Raw genomic sequence first — 21,786 nt, 5'->3', positions numbered from 1 at the left:
CCTTTAAACATGAATCGATATGGAGACCTTATTTCGTTCCTTTAGAACTCAATTAGAGCATACTTCGACAGAAGTCGTGCGCTTTCTTCACGATCAGATCGCATGGGATAGCCGATTGGTTGCGATTTTAGGTGCTCGTGGTGTTGGGAAGACTACCCTATTGTTGCAGCATATCAAATTGTATGATCGTGAGGATGAGTCTTTGTATGTTACGGCAGATGATTTCTATTTTACCAAGTATCGGTTATTCGACATGGCTTATCAATTTTATAATCTGGGTGGGAAAAAACTTTATATTGACGAGATTCATAAATACAAAGATTGGTCTAGGGAGGTGAAGAATATATACGATCAAATTCCTGGTCTTCAAGTTATCTATACAGGTTCGTCTATTCTTGATCTGGAGAAAGGTGGTGCGGATTTAAGTCGCAGGAAGGTAGAGTATAGATTACCCGGACTTTCTTTTCGGGAATATTTGAATATTTCGCAGGGGTGGCAGCTTCCATCGTATTCGTTGGAAGAGATTCTTGCTGGGAAGGTTGAGTTCCCTTATAAGGAAGCTCGTCCACTCAAATTATTTAATGATTATTTATTGACAGGTTATTATCCATTTTTTCAAGATACGGAATATCTCTTGCGTCTGCGTAGCGTGATTAACCAAATGGTGGAATCTGATATTCCGATTTTTGCGGATATGACGGTGGCTTCTGCCGTAAAGTTGAAGAAATTATTATATGTATTAGCTCAAAGTGTCCCTTTCAAACCAAATTATACGAAGTTGGCGAGAGATTTGGATATCAGCCGGAATGTGTTGCCCGACTACATGAGTTATTTGGAGAAGGCAGGTCTGGTTAATTTACTGCGAGAAAAAGCGCAGGGCTTGAAATTATTGGAGAAAGTAGAGAAGATCTATCTGAATAATACGAATCTGGCTTATGCGTTGTCGGAGCAGGTACCGGATATCGGTTCCGTGCGTGAGACGGTTTTTCTATCTTGGATGCGAGTCGTATGCTTCGTTACTTCTTCTGCGATTTCAGACTTTGAGATAGATGGCCGAACCTTTGAGATTGGGGGAAAGAATAAGACGCGGCAACAGATCAAGCAAGCGGCGGATGGGTATGTGGTGAAAGATGACATAGAGTATGCTTTCCGCAATATGATTCCTTTATGGATGTTTGGCTTTATCTATTGAATATCTATTAGGAAATCCACTGGAATAAGGCTTGTCTGTGTTTGCTGTAATATGCTGATATACAGTATTTGTTTATCTCCGGTCGTATCGAGAAACTAGATCGAAACGAATAAAACTTAATATATCGTCGTTGAAATCGGGGTTCATGAAATGGCTGTTACATATGTAAAGGCCATCGGGTAAAACTAATAATTGTCTTGAATTGTACGTGTAATTAGGGAAAAGAGTCTCTCCTAGCTTGTTTAACTCTTTGTCAAGGATTATGATTGAAAAGGTCTTTCGTCCATATTCTATAAGTTCCATAGCTTTAACCCCTTTCTCGATCGTAGTGGATGGATAAGCGATCCGATAAAAAACCTCTCGGTAAGGATCGTATATCAAGTCTCCATACATCGCGTTTTGACAGAAATCGATCGCTTGGGCGGTTAGCTCGTCTGGCAATTGCACTTGGTCGATATACTCGCTTTTCACGGATACCTTGCGGATGGAGTCGTGTGCGATATTCGCCACATAGACAGATTCATCGTAAATGAAAGAATATACAAATCGCTGCCCATCAAAAGAACGGCTATAGCTACCCTCTAGCCCGTATCGTTTCAATTTGACCGAAGAGCCGGGATAGTCCGGATAAACAAAAGGTAATGCTCTGATCTCCTTCGTGTCGAGATTGATAGTAGCGGAGACATAATCTTTCTCTATCAAACGGTTGGGATCTGAATAGATATATAGATCCCTCCCTATCAGGGTGGCGGTTCTGAAACTTAGGAAACTACTGTTGTAAAGTCTTGTGCCATCATTTGCTTCCTCATAATTTATTTTTTCTAGTATTTGGCAATCCTTATTGATGCGTATGATCTCTGGTTCAAATAAGCTGGTGAGATATAGGCTGTCCCAATCCTGTATATAGCATCCTAATACACGGCCTACTCCATTTGAACCCTCGATCTCCGGTTCTATCTTGAACGCTAGTTCTTGACTATCCTTATCATAAAAATAGAATTTATTGCTACGGGACTGCATGGAGTAAGATTGTAACACAATATATTCCTTTCCCTTTTTGTCACGATAGTACGATAAGAAAGGGGTTACGTTTTTTGTCTTATCATCCAAGGTGAAAGCCAAGGTCTGATCGGATCTTACTAATTGATAAGACCTACTTTTCTCTGCTTGCTCACAAGAAGAGAGGATAAAGAGCAAGAGTGATAGGAATCGGAAAAATGGTTGTAGTTTCATTCGTTTATTGTATTTAAAATGAATGCATATATTTTATTCTAAATTTAAATAAGCAAACTGAATCTCATCCTCCATGCTCATAATGATCCGCTCGTTTCCTTTGTCATAGCGAAGATTGATGATGTTATATCCTATATCTAAAGTATAGAGATAATTCGCGTTTAGGTCAAAGACACGAATTTGAGTGCAAGGAGTCGGGAGGAGGTTCCCGCTTTTATCTTTGAGGAAGTTATCTTGTCCGGAATAACAAGCGAATATCTTATCACCACAAAATACGATGGAGCGATAATATTCTATCTTGTTAGTTTTCCGGTTGTCCCATCTAGGGCCATATAAGTTATATTTTAGATTACCATCTAAATCGCATATCGTGATCAAATCGTGGTAATTGTAAGCTTCCACATATATATTATGCTCCATGGAAGCATCGCATACTATACGCTTTTTCTCTATTTCCGGGTGTTCGTATTTCATGATTTGGATATCTCCGGTTACCATATTCCATTTACCGATGCTGGGCTTGAAATCATTAGTCCCTATAGGCTGTATGATCCTGCCTATGCATAATGTATCATTTATATATTGATAATCGCTTGGGAATCTTTCGATGTCGATATTCATTTTTACGTAAGGTATGTAAGTGGGATCAGCTAGAACGCTATCCAAATCGAAACTAAAGATTTTCTGTTTGCCATGATCCGTTACATAGAATTTCCGGCGGACTTCATCAATACCTATGTCTCCCATATTTGCGATTTCGGAGGGACCTTCTCCTTTCTGTCCTGTACTGGCTAAGAATTTAAAGGTGTTCTTGTCAAAGATATAGATGAGGTTGTCATAAGCCTTATAATCCTGTATGATTAAATAATTATCCATCAAGTAAATTCGGGGATATCGATTGATCATAATCTCTCCGGTACTTATTTCTTTTACGTTATGCTTTACATCGACAATGTTGTCCATGCTACTTATATGTTTCTCTGTTGTGGAATTTTGTGTACAGCTTAAACATATAATGAAAAAGGATAGGTATAATAATGTTCTCATGATCTGCTATCTTTAGGTTGTTTATTGATTGAATATCCAATTAGGGTCTTGCCACGATCATTACATAATCCCTCTCGAACACTTTAGGATCGTCTAAGAATTTGATCAGGTCTTTTTGGCGGGAGGAGCCTGTGCGTTTAACGGTCTCACGCATTTCGGTGACGGTACGAATCATATAAACACAGTCATCGGTTTGTCCGTCTGGCCAGAACGGAAGTCCATCATCTATATCATTGATAAATCCTCCGGAGCTTTTGGGTAAGGCGTATGTTTTCTTCTCTTTCTTGAGATAGACTACTCGATGGGTGATAACCGGTTTGTAATCGTCCAGCCATCCCAGCCAATTATAGATGGCGGGAGAACCTTTTTGAAAGACTCCCATAAATAGCCCGTTCGGATTCTCCAAGAAAGAACGAAGACCGGTCGGTTTATCTTGATTGTCTTTATGAAGCGCATATAAAGGGGTGATCGAGTGGGAACTTGAAAGCTGGTATACCGTATCTCGATAAGGAATCAAGAAATTCATTCGGTCTTGATCCGTATTCCAATAAAAGGTTTGAAACCGGGTGATCGTATCCGGAGAGACGTTAATATCCTTGGTATCCGCAAGGATGAATTTGCAAAGCGTATCTCCTCGAAGGTTGAATGTCGTTATTCCTTTCGGGATTTTAGAGCCTTCCGCATAATCACAAAGCATATATCCCGAGGAGGAGAAGCCTACTATTTGACTGGCATCCGCATTTATCGAATATTTGGTAGGCAGGTTTTCGGGGAATATATAATTCTGAATGGTCAGCATCGTATCTAATGTGGGTAATTCCCCGATACATGGCCTTATATCGTTGAATGTGGTCGAATCTTTTTTATTGTCTTGGTCGAGGCCGCTCAAGGCGCAGTACATACGGGTTGTTTTCCTGTCGTAAAATAGATTAAGGCCGTTCATACCATGGTTCCATTTATAATCCAAGGCCTTAAATCCATATCGTTTGCTGGGAATGCCTTGCTTACGATAATAAATACGTGGGTTATTGAATGTGATGAAAGCGTCGCTATCCGGAATAGCGATCGCTTGTGTTACCGTGTAACGAGCGTCTCCAACATTATAATATTCCAGCTTAGAGGCTATTTGACTCAGTTTCAACATCGCCGGATGGTCCAGCGCCTTTTCTATATCAATGAGGGCCGGAGTCGTCGAACGATTATACTCCGCTTCATATTGGGGAGAGGCGGGTTGATTCCTTTGTTGGCAACTATTTAAGAGCAATGCAAGGAACAATAAGCATGTTGAGAACTTGGTGATCATGATTGGATACGTATTGTTTATCGCAAACATATGTAAAATAATTGATTGTAACAACTGATATTACGAATTTATCATAGATTTGCGACAGACCCGTAGAATAGTGTCTAGAAATGATGCCTGTATATGATTTTATGATTTAGCGTTCTTTTTCTTAAGCGGAAGCCTTGGGAAAAGCTTTCGGAAACGGACTAGGTGGCTTGTTACGTTACTTCCTGCGATAATGAGGGTAACGGCTAGGATGATCAAGATGATTCCGCAACACAATCGTAACGTTAATGATTCACCGAAGACAGTCACTCCGAAGAATACGGCGGTCAACGGTTCCAAGGCTCCGAGGATCGCCGTTGGGGTGGAGCCGATATATTGGACCGCTAGTGTCGTGCAAAGGAAAGAGATAGCGGTTGGGAATATGGCTAAAGCGATCAGGTTACCCCATAAATACCAATCATGGACAATGTGAAGGCTCCTGCCGAAATCTATACGGACTAAAAACAAGGTCATTCCGAAAAGCAAGACATAGAACGTAAGTTTCAACGTAGCGATATTCTTCAATAGCGGACGATTTGCGCCTACGATATAAATAGCATAGGAAAGAGCGGAAGCCATGACCAACAGGACACCGGTTAAACTAAGAGTCGTTCCGTCGCCACTTTTATAAAGTAAGCCGATACCGCCTAATGCCAGCAAGATACAAAAGATGGTTTGTAACGTTAATTTCTCCTTGAAGACAAACGCCATGATCAGCGCCACTAAGATCGGATAGACAAACAGTAAAGTCGAGGCGATGCCTGCTTCCATATAATTATAGCTTTGGAATAACGCTAGGGAAGAGAAGGAAACCAACAGCCCCATGAGGATTAAAGGAACGATCTCGTTGGGTTTCAACTTAAAGTTCCGCCCTCTCGCTTTGATCATGATACCCAATACCGGGATCGCGAATAAATATCTGAAAAACAGGACTGAATCCGGATTCATACCGGCTTTATACAAGGGTAGGGCGAACAAGGGGTTCATTCCATAAGTCGCGGCGGCGATAGCCCCTAGAACATATCCTTTTGCTTTTGCATTCATGATTAAAAATATTAGCGCGCAAAAGTAGTATATTCATGATAAATATTATATATTTGTAGATTATCATTTCAATAAATCGTTAACTAAAAAGTAATAAATATGCCTCCAGCAGCAAGATTGACAGATATGCATACATGTCCTATGCAAACCCCGGCTTGGCCATCACCGATACCCCATGTAGGCGGTCCTATTGTAGGGCCGGGAGCGGCGACTGTTCTAATCGGCAAGCTACCGGCGGCGGTAATGGGAGATAATTGCGTTTGTGTAGGCCCTCCGGATACGATCATTAAAGGATCTTCCACCGTGATGATCTGCGGTAAACCTGCCGCCAGAATGGGAGATACGACAGCTCACGGAGGGCAAATCGTATTGGGATGTCCCACCGTTATAATAGGTGGTTAGGAGGATCTGCGGCATATAATATATGTATATTGTGAGAATATTACTATCTTTGCCGCCACTTGAAAACTAAAAATAACAAGACATGGAAACAGTAGTAAGTGGAATCAGACCAACAGGTAATCTGCATCTAGGCAATTACTTTGGCGCGGTAAAGAGTTTCTTGCGGATGCAAGATGAGTATAATTGCTTCTTCTTTATCGCTGATTGGCATTCGTTGACTACTCACCCGCATCCTGACAATATACGAAATAGCGTAAAGACGATCCTCTCGGAATATCTGGCTTGTGGTATCGATCCGGAAAAAGCTACCATTTATATTCAGAGCGATGTGCCGGAGGTGGTAGAGTTGTATCTATATTTGAATATGAACGCCGGTATCGGCGAGTTGATGCGTACGGCTTCCTTTAAGGATAAGGCTCGTCAGCAGTTGCATATCAGCCGGGAAGGATGTGAAGGCGATGTAGAGAAAGAGATTTTTAATGAAGGTAATAAACATAGCGTAAGCGCTGGTTTGTTGACTTACCCGACCTTGATGGCCGCCGATATTATTATCCATAAGGCGTTGAAGGTTCCTGTAGGTAAGGATCAGGAGCAGAATATGGAAATGGCCCGTCGTTTCGCCCGCCGTTTCAATTCTACGTATGGCGTGGATTTCTTCCCGGAACCAGCTTCGTTCCATTTGGGCGATAAGTCCGTGAAAGTACCGGGCTTGGATGGCTCCGGTAAGATGGGCAAGAGCGAGGGTAATGCGATCTACTTGATAGATGATGAGAAAACAATCAAGAAGAAGGTTATGAAAGCGGTTTCCGATGCGGGACCAACCGAGCCGAATAGCGTGAAGCCCGAGCCGATCGCCAATTTATTCACGATGATGGAAATTGTCTCCGAGAAAGAGACCTATGATTTCTTTAATGAGAAATACAACAATTGCGAGATCCGTTACGGCGATATGAAAAAGCAGTTGGCCGAGGATATCAATAAGTTCTGCGCTCCGATCCGTGAGCGTATCTTGGATATGGCCGCCAATACGGAATATCTGGATAAGGTAGCCCGTATGGGTGCGGAGAAAGCTCGTGAGAGCGCTTCTAAGACTTTAAATGAGGTACGCCAGATTATCGGTTTCCGTCCATATTGATGCTTATTAATTAAAAATAAGAAAAAGCGTTTAGGGATAAGTCCTTAAACGCTTTCTTTTTATTAAAACCATTATAAAGAACCTGAAAAGCGATTTGTTAAAAAGAAAAGGTTGTTACTTTGCGGTGAATAGTTACAGATAACAAACGTATGGCTGCTATTACCACCCAAGAATTTGAACATCATTTCAAGAGTTTATATAAGCCCTTGTGTTTGTTTGCGCTTCGTTATACCGATCAGGTGGACGATGCCGAGGATATCGTGCAACAGGCCTTCGCGGATGTATGGGATAAGAACCGGGCTGGTAATGTGATCGGGAATCTCAAGGCTTATTTATATCAAGCGGTGAGGAACCGTTCTCTTTCATTTACCTCACAACCCGTAAACGCTGAGGCCACCGAGCAGTTACCCGACGTAGAAGATACCTCGGAAGAGGAAGACATCCTGCGATCGGAGCGTGACGCCCGCCTGTGGGACGCTATCGATCGGTTACCTCCCGAACGGAAGAAGATTTTCTTGTTATCCAAACGGGATGGCTTGAAATACCAAGAGATCGCGGAGGAATTGAATTTATCGGTAAAAACGGTTGAGAACCAGATGAGCAAGGCATTGAAAGCTTTGCGAGAGACCGCTATCCGTGTTTATATGTTCTTTTTCGGATAAATTTTATAGAAAGGAATGGGGGTTTTTCATATTTCTCTGTCTTAGAGATAAAGGTTACTTGTTTATTTCATTAAAGCATGGAGAGTGTATGAGGAAGTTGGTGGTATTTGTGATGTTGATGTCGTGCGTGATCTCGGCCCAAGCGCAATGGAAAGTGACGCCGGAAGCCGGTATGAACGTGACAAAGTATAAGGGAGATGTCGCTAAGGTAGGCTTTAAGGCTGGGGCTGCGGTCTCTTATACATTCGGATCGGGCTGGTTCTCGTTTCAATCCGGTTTGTATTATGTGCGACGGGGGAAGGGGCTGTCTTCTTATAGTGAGATTTATGGAACTAGTGAGAGTCCATATGGGGGACGGGAAGGTACGAGTATATTTCTCTATCCCGTTTCCAGTGATTATTTGAATCTGTGGGGATACGGTTATGGTAATGGTTACGGCTTTACGGGCTTCTATTATGATACCTATGGAATTAAGGATTTTGATGTAGAAGGTATAAGGCATCGCAGTCAGAAGGAGCATCGTGAATATATCCAATTACCGATCTTGGCTCGTTTCGATTGGCAGGTAAGTAAGGATGTTCGGTTACATTTGGCGGTCGGTCCCTATTTGGCGGTTGGCTTGGGAGGAAAAGTGACGTATGAGGAAAGTGATTATTCTTTAAAAGGAAAGCTGCCCTATAATAAGGAAATATCATATAACCCGTTTAATCCCGGCCAAGGATATGCGGTAGCGCCTCGTTTTGACTGGGGAGCTACCATAGAGGCTGGTATAGAGGTGAAACGGGTCGCTTTTAAGGTTGGCTATGATCTGGGTATAGATAAGCAATACAAGGGATATGCTTATAACATAGGTCTGAACTATCATACGGCTAGTTTTACCTTGGGATACACATTTTAAAGAGAAAATAGGATGAAAGCGATGGTTTGTATAAAGTGGGTATTTATATTCGCGGTGTCGATGATGATTTTCTCATCTTGCGTATCGTCTAGGATCTCGCCGAGTATGAGCGTGGGAGTTCCATTGAAGAAGGGGCAGGCCCCAAATGTCGGATTCCAATGGTATGAGACTGGAAGGACTTATTAAATAGAAGGAATAGTTATGAATAATAACGAGCATGACAATAAATTGGAACAACGCATCCGTTTCGTAGCGAAACGCTATCGGGAAGGAAGCCTTGACCCGGATAAGGCATGGCAGAAGTTCGCTTCTGAGCATGCGATTAGCCGGAAGGTCTCGTTTCGCCGGTATTGGATCGGGGCGGCCGCTGTCGTGTTAGTGCTCGTAGGTTTGGGGACATGGTTTACGGTAGAGAGAAACGCCCCGGATTGGGTTGCGATTACTACCGCCCCCGGACAAATGAAAGATGTTTACCTTCCGGATAGTACCTTGGTCGCTTTGGCCGGCGATTCATGGATCCGGTATGACGCGAAGAGATATGATAAAGAGAGGCGTGCCGTGGAGATGAATGGAAAGGCCTTTTTCCAAGTGACGAGGAACGAGGCACGCCCTTTCTCAGTGAAAACGAGCCAAACGGAAGTTACGGTGCTGGGAACAAGTTTCCAGATAGATGAGAAGCCTACCGTTACGGAAGTCAATGTAGTTACCGGCAAGGTATGTTTTACCGCCGGGGAGGAAAAGGAGAATGTGATACTTACCGCTGGAATGTCGGCTCAGTATTCTATGGAGAACAAGGAGATAACGGTAGTGACGGAAGAAGACGTGAACAAGTTAGCTTGGAGGACAGGGCAACTTCGTTTTATGGAGACACCGCTGGATAAGGTGATTGAGGACTTGAGTGATTATTATCAAGTCAAGATTGCGAACCAGACAAAGAATGAGGGAGCGAGATTGACCGCTACTTTTAATAATCTGCCTTTGGAGGATGTCTTGCAGGTTGTTAACCAGACATTGGACGCACGTTTGGTTTCCACTTCGAAGAAATAAAATCAGATCATTTATGAGATCTATTGTTGTATGGCTGATAGGGATTCTTTTGCTTCCCGGTTGGATGGGACATCTATATGCGCAGATGCCCGAACCTACGCCGACGGTTACGTTGGATATGCGGCAGGTTCCCCTGTTGGATATATTGATGGAGCTTGAGAAACAAACCGGATTGTTCTTCTCGTACGAGTCTTCTCTGCTGAAAGAGCTGCCAGAGGTTTCCCTGTCGGTCCGGGATGAATCCTTGTCGTACTGCTTGAAGCGCTTATTTTCCCCATTACCGATTATCTATCGGGTTACGGGGCAATATATCATCTTAAAGCGAAAGCCCCGTCAATATACGATCAGCGGATTCGTCAGGGATTCAGCCTCGTATGAGAGTTTGTTGGGGGCCTCGGTTCTGGTGAAAAGTTCGAGGGGAGGGACGATGTCTAATAATTACGGCTTTTACAGCTTGATACTTCCACCCGGTAAGGTTCGCCTTAGGGCCTCGTATGTGGGCTTTAAGGCGATGGAGATAGAGATCGATTTGCAAAGGGATACGATGATCGACTTCCCGTTGAGGTCATTGGCCTCGTTAGGCGAGGTCGTTATTCGGGGGACCCGGCCTCGCTACGAGATATTGAGTAGCCGTGCGGGGGTGATCGACGTACCTGCCGAGCGGGTGAAGTCGATGCCCGCTTTGCTGGGGGAGGCGGATCTGGTGAAGACCTTACAGCAGTTGCCGGGCGTGGCGGTAGGCACCGAGGGAATGACCGGCTTGTATGTGCGTGGGGGCGGGGCCGATGAGAATTTGTATCTGCTGGATGGAAATCCGGTCTATCATGTGAACCATTTGTTGGGGTTTTTCTCGGCGTTCAACCCGGACGCGATAAAGAATACCCGGTTTTATAAAGGGAGCTTTCCGGCGGAATACGGCGGAAGGCTCTCGTCGGTTGTAGATGTCCGTATGAATGACGGTAACCGGCAGGAGTATCACGGGAATATCTCCGTGGGTTTGCTTTCCGCACGGGCCAATCTGGAGGGGCCGATTGTTAAGGATCGCTCCTCGTTTAATGTCTCGGTACGCCGTACGTGGTTGGATTTGATAACAGGGACGGCTTTGGCGATCGTTAATAAGAACAGTGATACCAAGGAGAGTTTCGGTTATCACTTTTTTGATATAAACGCGAAGGTGAACCATTCTTTCTCGGAACGTAGCCGGGCCTATTTGAGCTTTTATATGGGGCAAGATGCTTTTCGGCAGGGAAGCAAGGAGAAGCATGAGGATTCGGATGATATGTTTCTCTGGCGTTGGGGAAACTTGATCGGCTCCGCAGGGTGGAACTACGTGTTCGGGCAAAAGCTGTTTGGTAATCTAATGGTGGGCTACAGCCGTTTTCGCTCGCATATCCGACAAGAGGCGAAGGGGTATGAAATCGAAGGAAATAGGGCAGAACGGCAATCAATTAAGCGGGATAGCCGTTATAAATCGGAGATGGAGGATCTGAGCGTACGGCTGTCAGTGGATTACAGTCCTTCAATGAATCACCGGATACGAATGGGCACGGATTACCTGTATCATAATTTTCGCCCGGAGAATAGCCAGCAACGGTCTTGGGTGAACGATTCGTTAGTAAATCCCGTATATGAGCTTTTGTATGATTATTCCTTGATAAAAGGGCATGAGTTCTCTTTGTTTGCCGAGGATGAGATGCGGGTCACGGATCGCTTGCGGGTGAATGCCGGATTGCGGTATACCTTGTTTCATGTAGAGAATGAGATCTATCATTCTTTTCAGCCTCGTTTGTCGGCACGTTATTTACTTCGTCCGGATCTATCGGCGAAGATATCCTACAGTAAGATGAACCAATATGTCCACTTATTATCGAATACCTATGTGAACCAACCTACGGATATTTGGGTCCCGGTGACGGAGCAAGTCCCTCCGATGAGTTCTCACCAGATTACTGCCGGGCTTTATTATAATCTGAAACGGATGTATGATTTCTCGATCGAGGGGTATTATAAACGGTTGAATAACTTGATTGATTATAAGGATCATTGGCCGGTTGAGACACATTTCTCCGGTTGGGAAGACCGGGTCGGTTTGGGAAAGGGTAAGACCTATGGTGTGGAGTTTATGGCGCAAAAGACAAATGGGAAGACAACCGGATGGATCGGGTATACGCTCTCTTGGTCGGATCGGTGGTTTCCGGATGGTTCCGTGAATAAGGGGCGTCATTTCCCGTTTCGCTTCGACAACCGGCATAAGGTGAATGTGGTCGTTTCTCGTAAGTTATCCCGGAAGGTGGAGTTAACGGGAGCTTGGGTGTTCGCCTCAGGAAACCATATTAGCTTGCCGGAGTATAAATATCTGTCTCCGATTTATCAGAAAGAGAACGGGTATGCCGGAGTAGATTCATACAGACCGATGAATTCAGGTTTGAGCGCTCGTAATAATTATCAATTGTCTCCTTATCACCGTTTGGATCTGGGCGTGAATTTTTATCGATATAAAAAGAAGGGTCGGATGGGGATTTGGAACATAAGTATATACAATACGTATTTGAAACCGAATCCCTTTATGACGGAGGTTATGGTAAACCAGGATATAAATCAGCGATATCATGTAGTGCTACAGGAGACGATTTTGTTCTATTGCATGCCCTCGGTTTCTTATACTTATAAATTCTAGCTTATGAGAAGATATTTACCTTGCCTGTTTGTGCTAGGATTATTGATGGTCTCTTGCGTTCGGGATGTGGAGATTGATTTGGAGGATCTACCGGATCGGATTGTACTGAACGCATCGGTATGTCCCGGAAAGGAGGTGTGTGCTCATCTCTCGAAAACATGGTTTATCATGGATAGCGTTCCCGATTTTGAGCTATCCGACGCAAAAGTCCGTGTCTATGTCAATGATGAGTTTCAAGGTCTTATGCGCAATGATGACCTGCCGGAAGATTCTATACATTCACGGGGGCAATATGTTCTGCCCGGTTGTTTCGTGAGACAGGGGGATTGTTTGCGTATAGAGGCCGAGGCCGATGGGTATGAGCCGGTATCCGGGGAAACTCGTATCCCCGGTCGGGCACGGATTTATGAGGTGGATACCTTATCCTATCGATCTTCTGCCTACTATGCCGAATATCTGCGTTTCTCTGTTAAAATCGGGGTTGAGACGGATTCCTATTATCGTTTAATCGTGGAGCAGATCTTGGACTTCCGGAAGGGGGATAGTACCCGTACCGTAACCTCTTTCCGTAGCTTAGGAGGATATAGTTGGTATTATTCTGGTTTTAGCGTGGATTATGAGGATCCTGTTTTCCAGTCTTTTGGAGGTAGTCCTATCACGAGCCAGATGGATGGGCGTTACTGTATGGGTGTATTTAGAGGGGAGGATCTGGTTAATACGAATGCTATTAAGGTTTCTGTTTTTCCTGTTGAATACTCGTATGAGAGTGATACCCTTTCTATGGACGTTCATTACGATGTGCGCCTGTTGTCTATCTCCGAGGATTATTATCGATATATGAAGATTATGAGGGGGTACTCTATCACGATCGGCGACGCGAATTTCGGGGCGTTGATAGAGCCTGCCGATACGTATTCGAATGTGGAGAACGGCTTTGGGATTGTCGCCGGATATCAAGAGGATAAATTGCGTATCACGATGCCGAGAGACACGGTGCCTCCTTATTGGAATCCTTGGGATGGATAAGCCCATCCCGCGTTGACGACCTGTGCTTGCCGGTTCATACATCATGAAGCGGTAAGTTCACGAGGTATGAAAAAAAGGCTTTTCCTTGATAGGGGTATTTCCGGGAGATCCTGTCTTATCAATGAACTCAATAAAGTAGAATGATGACAGAGTGGATGAATAAATGGCTTATGGCCATTTTTTGCTGGATGATTTTTATGCCTGTTCCAGACCTCTTGGCCCAATCAGCCAAGACGAAGGATGATCCCCGGATTACGTTACGTATGAAGGAGGTTTCGTTGCCGGAGGTCTTGTCGGAGATCGAAAGGCAGGCGGGCGTGACCTTCTCGTATGAGTCTTCTTTGTTGAAAGAGCTTCCGAAGATCAGTTTCCAAGTGAAAGATGAGGCATTGACGGATTGTTTGACCCGCTTGTTCGAGTCGTATCCGATCGTGTATAAGGTGAGTGGAAAGATCGTGATTCTGAAGCGTAGACAGAGACAGGTAACGATCAGCGGCTTCGTGAGGGACCAAGCGTCCTCGGAGTCTCTGATCGGAGCCTCTGTTTATGAGGTCGCCAGCCGGAAAGGCTCGGCTACGAATAGCTATGGTTTTTTCAGTTTGACGCTTCCGCCGGGGAATATCCGCTTGCATGCTTCTTACATTGGCTATGAGAGCTGTTCCTTTAATTTCACGGAATTGGATAGGGATACCATATTAAATATTGAGTTGCGTCCGAACGCTCGTCTGGAGGAAGTGGTAGTTATCGCTTCGGAGCGGGATCGTTTGTCTGTAAATAACACCTTGATGGGAACGATGGGGTTTAGCCAGAAGACGATCAAGGCGACACCGACCCTGTTTGGTGAGTCCGATATCGTGAAGACCTTGCAACTGACTCCGGGTGTAGCCAGTGGGACAGAGGGACTGGCCGGTTTATATGTTCGTGGCGGCGACCAAGATGGAAATCTGTTTTTGATAGACGGTAATCCGGTTTACCAGATCAATCATGTCGGCGGGCTATTCTCCGCTTTCAATCCGGAGGCGATCCGTAATCTGGACTTTTTCAAGGCGGGTTTCCCTGCGAGATATGGCGGGCGACTCTCGTCTGTGGTAGATGTCCATACCAAAGAGGGCAATATGAAAGAGTACCATGGTAGCGCTACGATCGGGCTGATCTCCGGTAATCTGAGCTTGGAAGGCCCTATCATCAAGGATCGCACGGCTTTTCAGATAGCGCTTAGACGCTCGTGGCTGGATGTACTCTCTGCCCCAGCGATAGCGATAGCAAATAAGGTTCGAAAAGACGGTCATAAAATAAATCTTCGTTACGCTTTTCACGATTTGAATTTAAAGCTTAATCATCGTTTCAGCGATCGCAGCCGGATGTTTTTCAGCTTATATAACGGGAATGATGTATTAAAAGGAGGGGGAACGGATTTCTCAACAGAAGAAGAGCAAGTCCCTTATACGGATGGTACCCATTCATCGCTGCGTTGGGGTAATTTGATGGGAACCTTGGGCTGGACTTATGTCTTCAATAACCGTTTGTTCGGACGGGTTTCCGGGGTCTTTTCACGGTATCGCTCGAATGTACGGAGTTCAAAAGAATATAATTATGGTGTGGAAGGAGAAGATAATTATCTCTCTTCTTCATCGGAAACGAGTAGTTCTACCTCTATCTTGGATATGGGCGTCCGTTCCTCTTTTGATTACACGCCTTCTACGTCGCATGTGATTCGTTTTGGAGGGGATTTCTTGATGCACCGTTTCCGCCCGGAGTATAATGAGGTGAAAGCAGCCGGTTCCGGTATGCTGGAGTTTTCGAATATAGGGAAAATATATACGAATGATCTGCTATGGGCCCGTGAGGCGGCTGTCTTCGGAGAGGATGATTGGAATGTCTTACCTAGCTTGCGTTTGAATGCGGGGCTTCGGTTTAGCCTGTTCAATGTAGAGCGGAAGGCTTATACCTTATTGGAGCCTCGCGCTTCCTTGAGATGGTTGCTACGTGACGATCTTAGCTTCAAAGCCTCATACGCCCGTATGGGGCAATATATCCATTTATTGGGCAACAGTTATATAAATTTGCCGACGGATGCGTGGATGCCTGTTACCCGTAAGTTGAAACCTTTAATCAGCGATCAAGTCTCCGCTGGTTTCTATTATAATCTGATGCGTTCTTATAGTTTCTCGGTAGAGGGGTATTATAAATGGATGAAGAACCTGTTGGATTATAAAGACGGCTATTCCTTCTTGCCCGGTACGGCGGCTTGGGAGGAAAAAATGGCGGTCGGCAAGGGACGTTCGTATGGCGTGGAGTTCTTGGCTCGCAAGGAAAGCGGACGTACGACCGGTTGGATAGGATATACACTTTCATGGTCGGATCGGCGTTTCGATGAGATCGATAACGGGCGACGCTTTCCGGCACGTTACGATAACCGGCATAAGCTGAATATCGTGGTTTCACATAAACTGTCGGATAAGGTGGAACTGACAGCCGCTTGGACGTATACTTCCGGCAATCGAATGACCTTGTCGTTGGAGAGTTATGAGCAAGCTGGTACGCTTACTATTTCCAACCAATACAAGATAAATAACTGGTGGGAACCATCCGGGGAAGTGGTGGATTTGTATACACGTCGTAATAATTACCAGATGCCGGCTTATCATCGTCTGGATTTGGGACTTAATATTTACCGTCCGAAGAAGAAGGGACGAATGGGCATCTGGAATATCAGTATTTATAATGTATATAGCCGGATGAATCCGTTTATGGTCTATAAAAGTGATAACTGGGAACGAACGAATAACTTAGTCCCAGATTCTTCTTCTCCCTATAGCGGTAAAACAAAACCTTGTTTTAAGTTGATAGGTATTATGCCTATCATACCTTCCCTATCATATACTTATAAATTCTAGGAAGATGAAACAGATAAAGAATATTCTAATAAATACGATTTGTATAGTAAGCCTGTTTGGTTTGATGTCTTGCATCAAGGAGATCGACCTTGAATCCTTACGGCCGGATCCTACCTTGGTAGTGAACTGTGTCGCTATAACCGGCGAACCCTTAACCGTAAGTGTCTCCCGTACTTGGTTTTTCACGGATGATCATCCGAACGTGACTTTGGATAAAGCCGAGGTGAATTTATTCGTGAATGGCGTTTTTAAAGAGCGTATGAGCTTTCAGGAGGGGGATGAGGCATTTAACACGAAAGGTTATTTCAAGTCTGATTTTATACCAGTGAAAGGGGATCGTATCCGTGTGGAAGCTTCTTATCCGGAATATGGGGTGGCAAGCGCTGAGACGGTCATGCCAGCGCCTGCTCAGGTCTTGAAAGCGGGGGTAGCATATGCTACGGTAGCTGGCTCTTTTGGTTCTGCTCGCCAGAATGCGATTTATCAGGTAACGCTCAAAGATAACCCTGCCGAGGAGAATTATTATTTACTCCGTATGGAAGAGGGCATTCCTGTTTTTGATGGAATAGCTAAGGAATATACAGGAGAATATAAATGGTTCTCGGTGAGTCCAAACTATGCGACTGAACCTGTTTTTGGGGAATCCTTGACTGCCTTGGATCAGATATTAGGCAATGATTGGATCTCCGGAAATGGGGGGAAAGTCTTTTCAGACGAATTGATCAACGGTAAAGAATATACCTTGCGCCTAACGGATGAGTATTATTATGAACCTTATTATGGATCATATCCGCTAAAAGTAGTTCCAGATTCGATAGGGATAGAAGATCTAAATGAGGAAGATTTTCTTCCGATTCCTCCTAAGCACCTACGGGTACACCTATATGCTATCTCGGCGGAATACTATCGATATCTGAAAGTTTTGCAAGATAAAGACACGGATTCAGTTTCGAACCTTTTGATCAATGGCGGTCTGGCCGAACCGATCCGTGTATTTAGCAATATAGACGGTGGCGTCGGTATCCTAGGCAGTTGCCACGTAGGAATGTTTGAGACGGAAATAGCGTCTTCCTCACATTCCAATCTTGAAGCGGCCCGATTTGAAGACGGGATAGACTAGGAACTGTGGTTCCATTTTCCGTCGTACCGGGTTGTATTCATAGTTGATACCGGCTCCCATCCAAAAATTATCAGTAACCTTGAACTCCATTGAGCCGCCCACTTGGGTATGGTAGAGAAAAGGGTTGCTGAGCATATGGGGGTTGTTGTACTCGTCGGCGTAATAAGCGTATTGTCCCCAGCCTTTCAGTTTCAACCAGTCAGTAGGTTGATATTCCACTTGTACGTTTGCGCCCGCTGTTATTCCGGGACTAGGGTTGAAGGGACTAAAGAAACGACCCCCGAATCCTCCGCCATAAAGACTCCAATTGCCGCTGTGCCAAGAAATACCCCCGTTCATGATCGTCATGCCTCCGACTCCCGGCCATGTATATTGAACACCGTTAGCGATAAGATCGAAACTTTCGTTTAGCCGTTTCATATAAGTCTCATTGAAATCCAACGCCATTGGCGATACCTCCCGAAGCATCGGGGTATATACGTTAAAGAACGGCTGATAGGCGGCGGAAGATATCTGCATATCCATCGGACGCTCTTGTAGGGACGTATGGGGAATATCGGGCGTGAACTCCCGCAGTTTAATATCGATATCCCGTGTCCCCGCAGGGGTAAATGTCTTATAAGAGGCTTTCGGGATGTTCAACTCATACGTCTTGTTTTTAGGCAGGACGATGATTTTACCTTCTTTATTTAAAATAAACAAAAAGTCAGACTGTGCCTGGATTCCAACGACACATATCCATGCCATGAATATAAATAATCCTCGTCTCATACACTCTCCTCCTATTTTTGATGTGAAGGTAACTTTTTTTTGAATAAGATGCAACTTTTAGGATACCTATTTCATCCATATAATAGAGAGCATAAGTACTTATGGATGAACAACTGTTAATCGATGGATGTATGCGAGGCGAATCATGGGCTCGTAAGGAATTGTACGAGCAATATGCTCCTGCTATGATGAGTGTTTGCATGCGTTACGTGGGTGACAGGGAGACGGCCCGTGATCTTCTGCAGGACGGGTTCGTGAAGATATTTACGAAGATCCGGTCGTATTCCGGCTCCGGGGCTTTCGGGGGGTGGATACGGCGGATCTTTGTCACTACGGCTCTTGAATATCTCCGGTCTTCAGAGAACACGAGGCTAAGTGTAGGTTTGGATGGCTATGACGACAGTTTGGAAGATATCAACTACTCCGTATTGGACCGTTTATCGGCGGACGACTTGTTGGCTTGCGTGGCCCAATTGCCGTCGGGATATCGTACGGTCTTCAACTTATATGCGATAGAGGGATATACGCATAGCGAGATCGCCGAGATGCTGCATGTACAGGAGGCGACTTCCCGCTCCCAGTTTATCCGGGCGAGGAACGCTTTGCAAAAGAGTGTACAATCTTTAATAAGGCATGAAAATGCGGGATGATAAGGATCATAACGAACGGCTGGATGATTTCAGCGGCTATATGCGGCAGCGCTTGGAAGAGCACCGGTTGCCGGTAGATGCCGGCTGCTGGGATGAGGTGGAGGCCCGGATGAACCGGAGAGCGAGACCACGGGGTTGGTTGTGGACGGGAGGCTTGGTCGCCGCCGCAGTGCTGGCCTTGGTTATTTGGCTGCTACCTTCCCCGGAGAAGATGCCATTGGAGGAATTGAGCCCCTTTCAGAAAGAGATATCGGAGAAAGCGGAGGAAATGAATATTCTTCCGGAGCGTCCCGTTTTACCTGTAGAGCCTGTAAAGAAACGTATAGCGAAAGTGCTGAAATGGGGAAAAAGGGCTAAGCCTTCTGCTATTGTTTGGGAAAAGGAAACGATCCGGAAGGATGAGAGGCGTGAGACTATCGAGATTATTGAGAAGGATGCGATTGCGGCTATCGTAGAAGAACCGTCTGTGAAGGAGGATGCGTCCGAGGATTCGACGGACATAGTCGTTAAGCGAGGTGACTCTACGGTCCCTCTACCGGAAGGCGAACGGAGTCCCCGACGAAAAGCCTCTTTGAAAAAGAAAGCCAAGAAGAGTAAACGGAACAAGTGGTTATTGGCCGCCGCCGTTGGCTCTAGTGGTTATGTAGATAGCTTTTTAAATACGGATATGAGTTATGGCGATGCTTCTTCTCCGGGAGATATGAATAATTCGGCAGGAAGCCCCGATCCGGATAAGCCGGATAAAGACGATGATGAAAAGGAGAGTGGTAATACGCCTCCCCAAACGGTCTCATTCCGTAATGCCCCGGTATTACGGAGTTCTAAGGTGGATGAGAACTTCTTGGATAATCGTTCGTTCGAATCTTATCCGGACGTTAGCTACTCCCTTCCGATATCATTCGGTTTTACGGTACGGAAGGATTTGAGCCGGCGTATAGCCGTGGAAAGTGGATTGATGTATACGTATTTATCCACTACATTCAAGAGGGGAGGGGATTTCCCGTCAGAGGTGAAATCGTCTTTGCATTATCTGGGTATTCCCTTGAATCTGGTGGTTTATTTATGGAAGAATCAGCGATGGAATGTCTATCTCTCCGGAGGCTTTATGATGGAGAAGGGTTTGCAGGCCGTGTATAGTGGCTATATCGCCGGAAACGGAACGACTATCTCCAAGAGCAAAAAGGAGGGCATCCACGGTATGCAATGGTCCGTGAATGCCTCGGTCGGTGCCGCTTATCGTTTCTATGGGGATTGGAGTCTCTATTTAGAGCCTCGCTTCTCCCATTATTTCGACTGTGATCAACCGGCTAGTATTCGTACGGACAAGCCGTTGGGATTTGGGTTGAGCGCAGGTATACGATATGCTTTTTAATGATTAAATCTATTATAATTATGCGGAAACTTTTTTATTGGGCGTTTGCCTTTAGCCTTTGCGTCTTAATGGGATGCAAGGATGATGGAGTGAGAGTGGAGGTCGTGCGGTATGCTATCAACGAACCGGTATTCATGTCGATCTCCGAGTTTCGGAATTCAGTGAAGGTGACGGATGAGGTGGTGCCAATCACCAAGCGGGGTAAGATCTGTTTCTATAAGGGTTACCTGTATATTTCTTCCCCAGATAAGGGCATCCATATCGTGGATAACAGGAATCCGGCATCTCCCCGGATAGCGGGCTTTGTAGAGTTGATCGGTAACGAGGATCTCTCGATCAAGGATGATAAATTGTATGCGGATTCGTATGTGGATCTGGTCTGGTTCGATATCTCCGATCCGGAGAGACCTGAATTGGAAGGTCGTGTGGAGAACGCTTTCCGTTATGCGCTTCCGACCATAGAGAATGGCTATGGGTTCGATTATAATATGTGTTATTCGGAAGAAGCGAGAGCGAAAGGTGTCGTGGTCGGTTGGGAACCGAAGGAACGGGAGGAAACTATTTACCATTATCCGAGTTATGGCGGTGATCTGATGGCGAACGATGCGGCGCCGGGTACTTCCACGCAGGGAGTGAACGGATCTATGGCTCGTTTTTCTATTTATGGTAAGTACTTATATACGGTAGAACAGAATGTCATGTGCGTTTTCGACCTTTCTGGGGACAAGCCTGTCTTGACGACAAACGACATTTGGTTGCAACGTGATGTTGAGACTCTTTTCAATTATGAGGATAAGCTGTTCATGGGAACTCCGACCGGTATGTTGATCTATTCGTTGGAAGATCCGCTCGTACCTAAGTATCGTTCTTCCGTAAGTCATGTCTTTGGCTGCGACCCGGTTGTCGTGGAGGATGATTTAGCGTATGTGACCGTGCATTCCGGAAATACTTGTGGGCAAAATGCCAATGAGCTGATGCTCATAGACGTAAGTGATGTGGACCAACCGAACCTGCTGGTTACTTATGGCATGAAATGTCCGAAAGGATTAGGTATCGATAACGGTACTTTATTCCTCTGTGACGAAGGGTTAAAGGTCTTCAACGCGAAAGATCCTATGACCTTGCTGGCTAATCAGCTTGTTCATTATGCAGGTATGGAGGGTTACGATGTAATCCCTTTTAAGAATACCTTGATGATGATCGCCGATGATGGCCTTTACCAATACGATTATTCCAATTTACAGGCAATATCTCAGTTAAGTAAATTGCCAATGGGCGAATAG

Annotated in this window: 18 protein-coding genes; 13 read left to right on the top strand and 5 right to left on the bottom strand. The window is 45.0% G+C overall.

Translation table 11 applies throughout. The features are described 5' to 3' along the window. The first annotated feature begins 19 nt into the window (after nucleotides 1-19). Nucleotides 20-1,192 carry an ATP-binding protein gene (locus tag DWX33_RS08095; protein ID WP_122380170.1) on the top strand — a complete coding sequence of 391 codons (1,173 nt, stop codon included), beginning with the start codon at nucleotides 20-22 and terminating at the stop codon, nucleotides 1,190-1,192. 72 nt (nucleotides 1,193-1,264) lie between these two features. On the opposite strand, the gene DWX33_RS08090 is transcribed toward DWX33_RS08095, so the two are convergent. The 4 genes from DWX33_RS08090 to DWX33_RS08075 form a co-directional block, all read right to left on the bottom strand. Next, on the bottom strand, nucleotides 1,265-2,425 hold the full coding sequence (locus DWX33_RS08090) for a DUF4221 domain-containing protein (protein ID WP_122380169.1): 1,161 nt from the start codon (nucleotides 2,423-2,425) through the stop codon (nucleotides 1,265-1,267). A gap of 33 nt (nucleotides 2,426-2,458) precedes the next feature. Next, nucleotides 2,459-3,388 (bottom strand): 6-bladed beta-propeller, encoded by a 930-nt coding sequence (locus DWX33_RS08085; protein ID WP_306797874.1) that lies wholly within the window; start codon nucleotides 3,386-3,388, stop codon nucleotides 2,459-2,461. 124 nt (nucleotides 3,389-3,512) lie between these two features. Then, nucleotides 3,513-4,775 carry a DUF4933 domain-containing protein gene (locus DWX33_RS08080; protein ID WP_122380168.1) on the bottom strand — a complete coding sequence of 421 codons (1,263 nt, stop codon included), beginning with the start codon at nucleotides 4,773-4,775 and terminating at the stop codon, nucleotides 3,513-3,515. A 129-nt stretch (nucleotides 4,776-4,904) separates the two neighbouring features. Continuing rightward, entirely contained in the window at nucleotides 4,905-5,846 is a 942-nt protein-coding gene (locus tag DWX33_RS08075) for a DMT family transporter (RefSeq protein WP_005859559.1), read from the bottom strand. A gap of 99 nt (nucleotides 5,847-5,945) precedes the next feature. On the opposite strand from DWX33_RS08075, the gene DWX33_RS08070 reads away from it, so the two are divergent. The 9 genes from DWX33_RS08070 to DWX33_RS08030 all read left to right on the top strand — a co-directional run bounded on the left by DWX33_RS08070 (nucleotide 5,946) and on the right by DWX33_RS08030 (nucleotide 17,710). Continuing rightward, nucleotides 5,946-6,248 (top strand): PAAR domain-containing protein, encoded by a 303-nt coding sequence (locus DWX33_RS08070; protein WP_005859557.1) that lies wholly within the window; start codon nucleotides 5,946-5,948, stop codon nucleotides 6,246-6,248. An 82-nt stretch (nucleotides 6,249-6,330) separates the two neighbouring features. Then, the gene (gene trpS / locus DWX33_RS08065; protein WP_005867488.1) at nucleotides 6,331-7,383 is read left to right on the top strand and encodes a tryptophan--tRNA ligase; all 1,053 of its coding nucleotides are present in this window, start codon (nucleotides 6,331-6,333) and stop codon (nucleotides 7,381-7,383) included. A 149-nt stretch (nucleotides 7,384-7,532) separates the two neighbouring features. Then, nucleotides 7,533-8,045 carry an RNA polymerase sigma-70 factor gene (locus DWX33_RS08060; RefSeq protein WP_005859552.1) on the top strand — a complete coding sequence of 171 codons (513 nt, stop codon included), beginning with the start codon at nucleotides 7,533-7,535 and terminating at the stop codon, nucleotides 8,043-8,045. A gap of 88 nt (nucleotides 8,046-8,133) precedes the next feature. Beyond that, nucleotides 8,134-8,943: a porin family protein gene (locus DWX33_RS08055; RefSeq protein ID WP_122380167.1), complete on the top strand. Its 810-nt coding sequence runs from the start codon at nucleotides 8,134-8,136 to the stop codon at nucleotides 8,941-8,943. 201 nt (nucleotides 8,944-9,144) lie between these two features. Then, a complete protein-coding gene (locus DWX33_RS08050; protein ID WP_008772830.1) occupies nucleotides 9,145-9,990 on the top strand; it encodes a FecR family protein in 846 nt (281 codons plus the stop codon). A 13-nt stretch (nucleotides 9,991-10,003) separates the two neighbouring features. Continuing rightward, nucleotides 10,004-12,667, top strand: a complete 2,664-nt coding sequence (locus tag DWX33_RS08045) for a TonB-dependent receptor (protein ID WP_009016869.1) — start codon at nucleotides 10,004-10,006, stop codon at nucleotides 12,665-12,667. 3 nt (nucleotides 12,668-12,670) lie between these two features. Further along, nucleotides 12,671-13,693 carry a DUF4249 domain-containing protein gene (locus tag DWX33_RS08040; RefSeq protein ID WP_122380166.1) on the top strand — a complete coding sequence of 341 codons (1,023 nt, stop codon included), beginning with the start codon at nucleotides 12,671-12,673 and terminating at the stop codon, nucleotides 13,691-13,693. A 140-nt stretch (nucleotides 13,694-13,833) separates the two neighbouring features. Further along, the gene (locus DWX33_RS08035; RefSeq protein WP_122380165.1) at nucleotides 13,834-16,590 is read left to right on the top strand and encodes a TonB-dependent receptor; all 2,757 of its coding nucleotides are present in this window, start codon (nucleotides 13,834-13,836) and stop codon (nucleotides 16,588-16,590) included. 4 nt (nucleotides 16,591-16,594) lie between these two features. After that, nucleotides 16,595-17,710 (top strand): DUF4249 domain-containing protein, encoded by a 1,116-nt coding sequence (locus tag DWX33_RS08030; protein WP_122380164.1) that lies wholly within the window; start codon nucleotides 16,595-16,597, stop codon nucleotides 17,708-17,710. Here the strand turns inward: DWX33_RS08030 and DWX33_RS08025 are convergent. Further along, nucleotides 17,663-18,481 (bottom strand): hypothetical protein, encoded by an 819-nt coding sequence (locus tag DWX33_RS08025; RefSeq protein ID WP_122380163.1) that lies wholly within the window; start codon nucleotides 18,479-18,481, stop codon nucleotides 17,663-17,665. The genes DWX33_RS08030 and DWX33_RS08025 overlap by 48 nt on opposite strands. Nucleotides 18,482-18,582: 101 nt before the next feature. On the opposite strand from DWX33_RS08025, the gene DWX33_RS08020 reads away from it, so the two are divergent. From DWX33_RS08020 to DWX33_RS08010, 3 genes are read left to right on the top strand one after another with little or no spacing between them, the layout of a single operon-like run. Beyond that, nucleotides 18,583-19,131, top strand: coding sequence for an RNA polymerase sigma factor (locus tag DWX33_RS08020; protein ID WP_122380162.1), 549 nt, complete (start codon nucleotides 18,583-18,585; stop codon nucleotides 19,129-19,131). Beyond that, the gene (locus DWX33_RS08015; protein ID WP_122380161.1) at nucleotides 19,121-20,503 is read left to right on the top strand and encodes a porin family protein; all 1,383 of its coding nucleotides are present in this window, start codon (nucleotides 19,121-19,123) and stop codon (nucleotides 20,501-20,503) included. Before DWX33_RS08020 ends, DWX33_RS08015 begins: the two co-directional genes overlap by 11 nt. A gap of 20 nt (nucleotides 20,504-20,523) precedes the next feature. Continuing rightward, entirely contained in the window at nucleotides 20,524-21,786 is a 1,263-nt protein-coding gene (locus tag DWX33_RS08010; protein ID WP_122380160.1) for an LVIVD repeat-containing protein, read from the top strand.

The sequence above is a fragment of the Parabacteroides sp. AF19-14 genome, assembly GCF_003635485.1.
Taxonomy (GTDB): Bacteria; Bacteroidota; Bacteroidia; order Bacteroidales; family Tannerellaceae; genus Parabacteroides; species Parabacteroides distasonis.
This window is presented reverse-complemented; position numbering and strand designations above follow the sequence as displayed.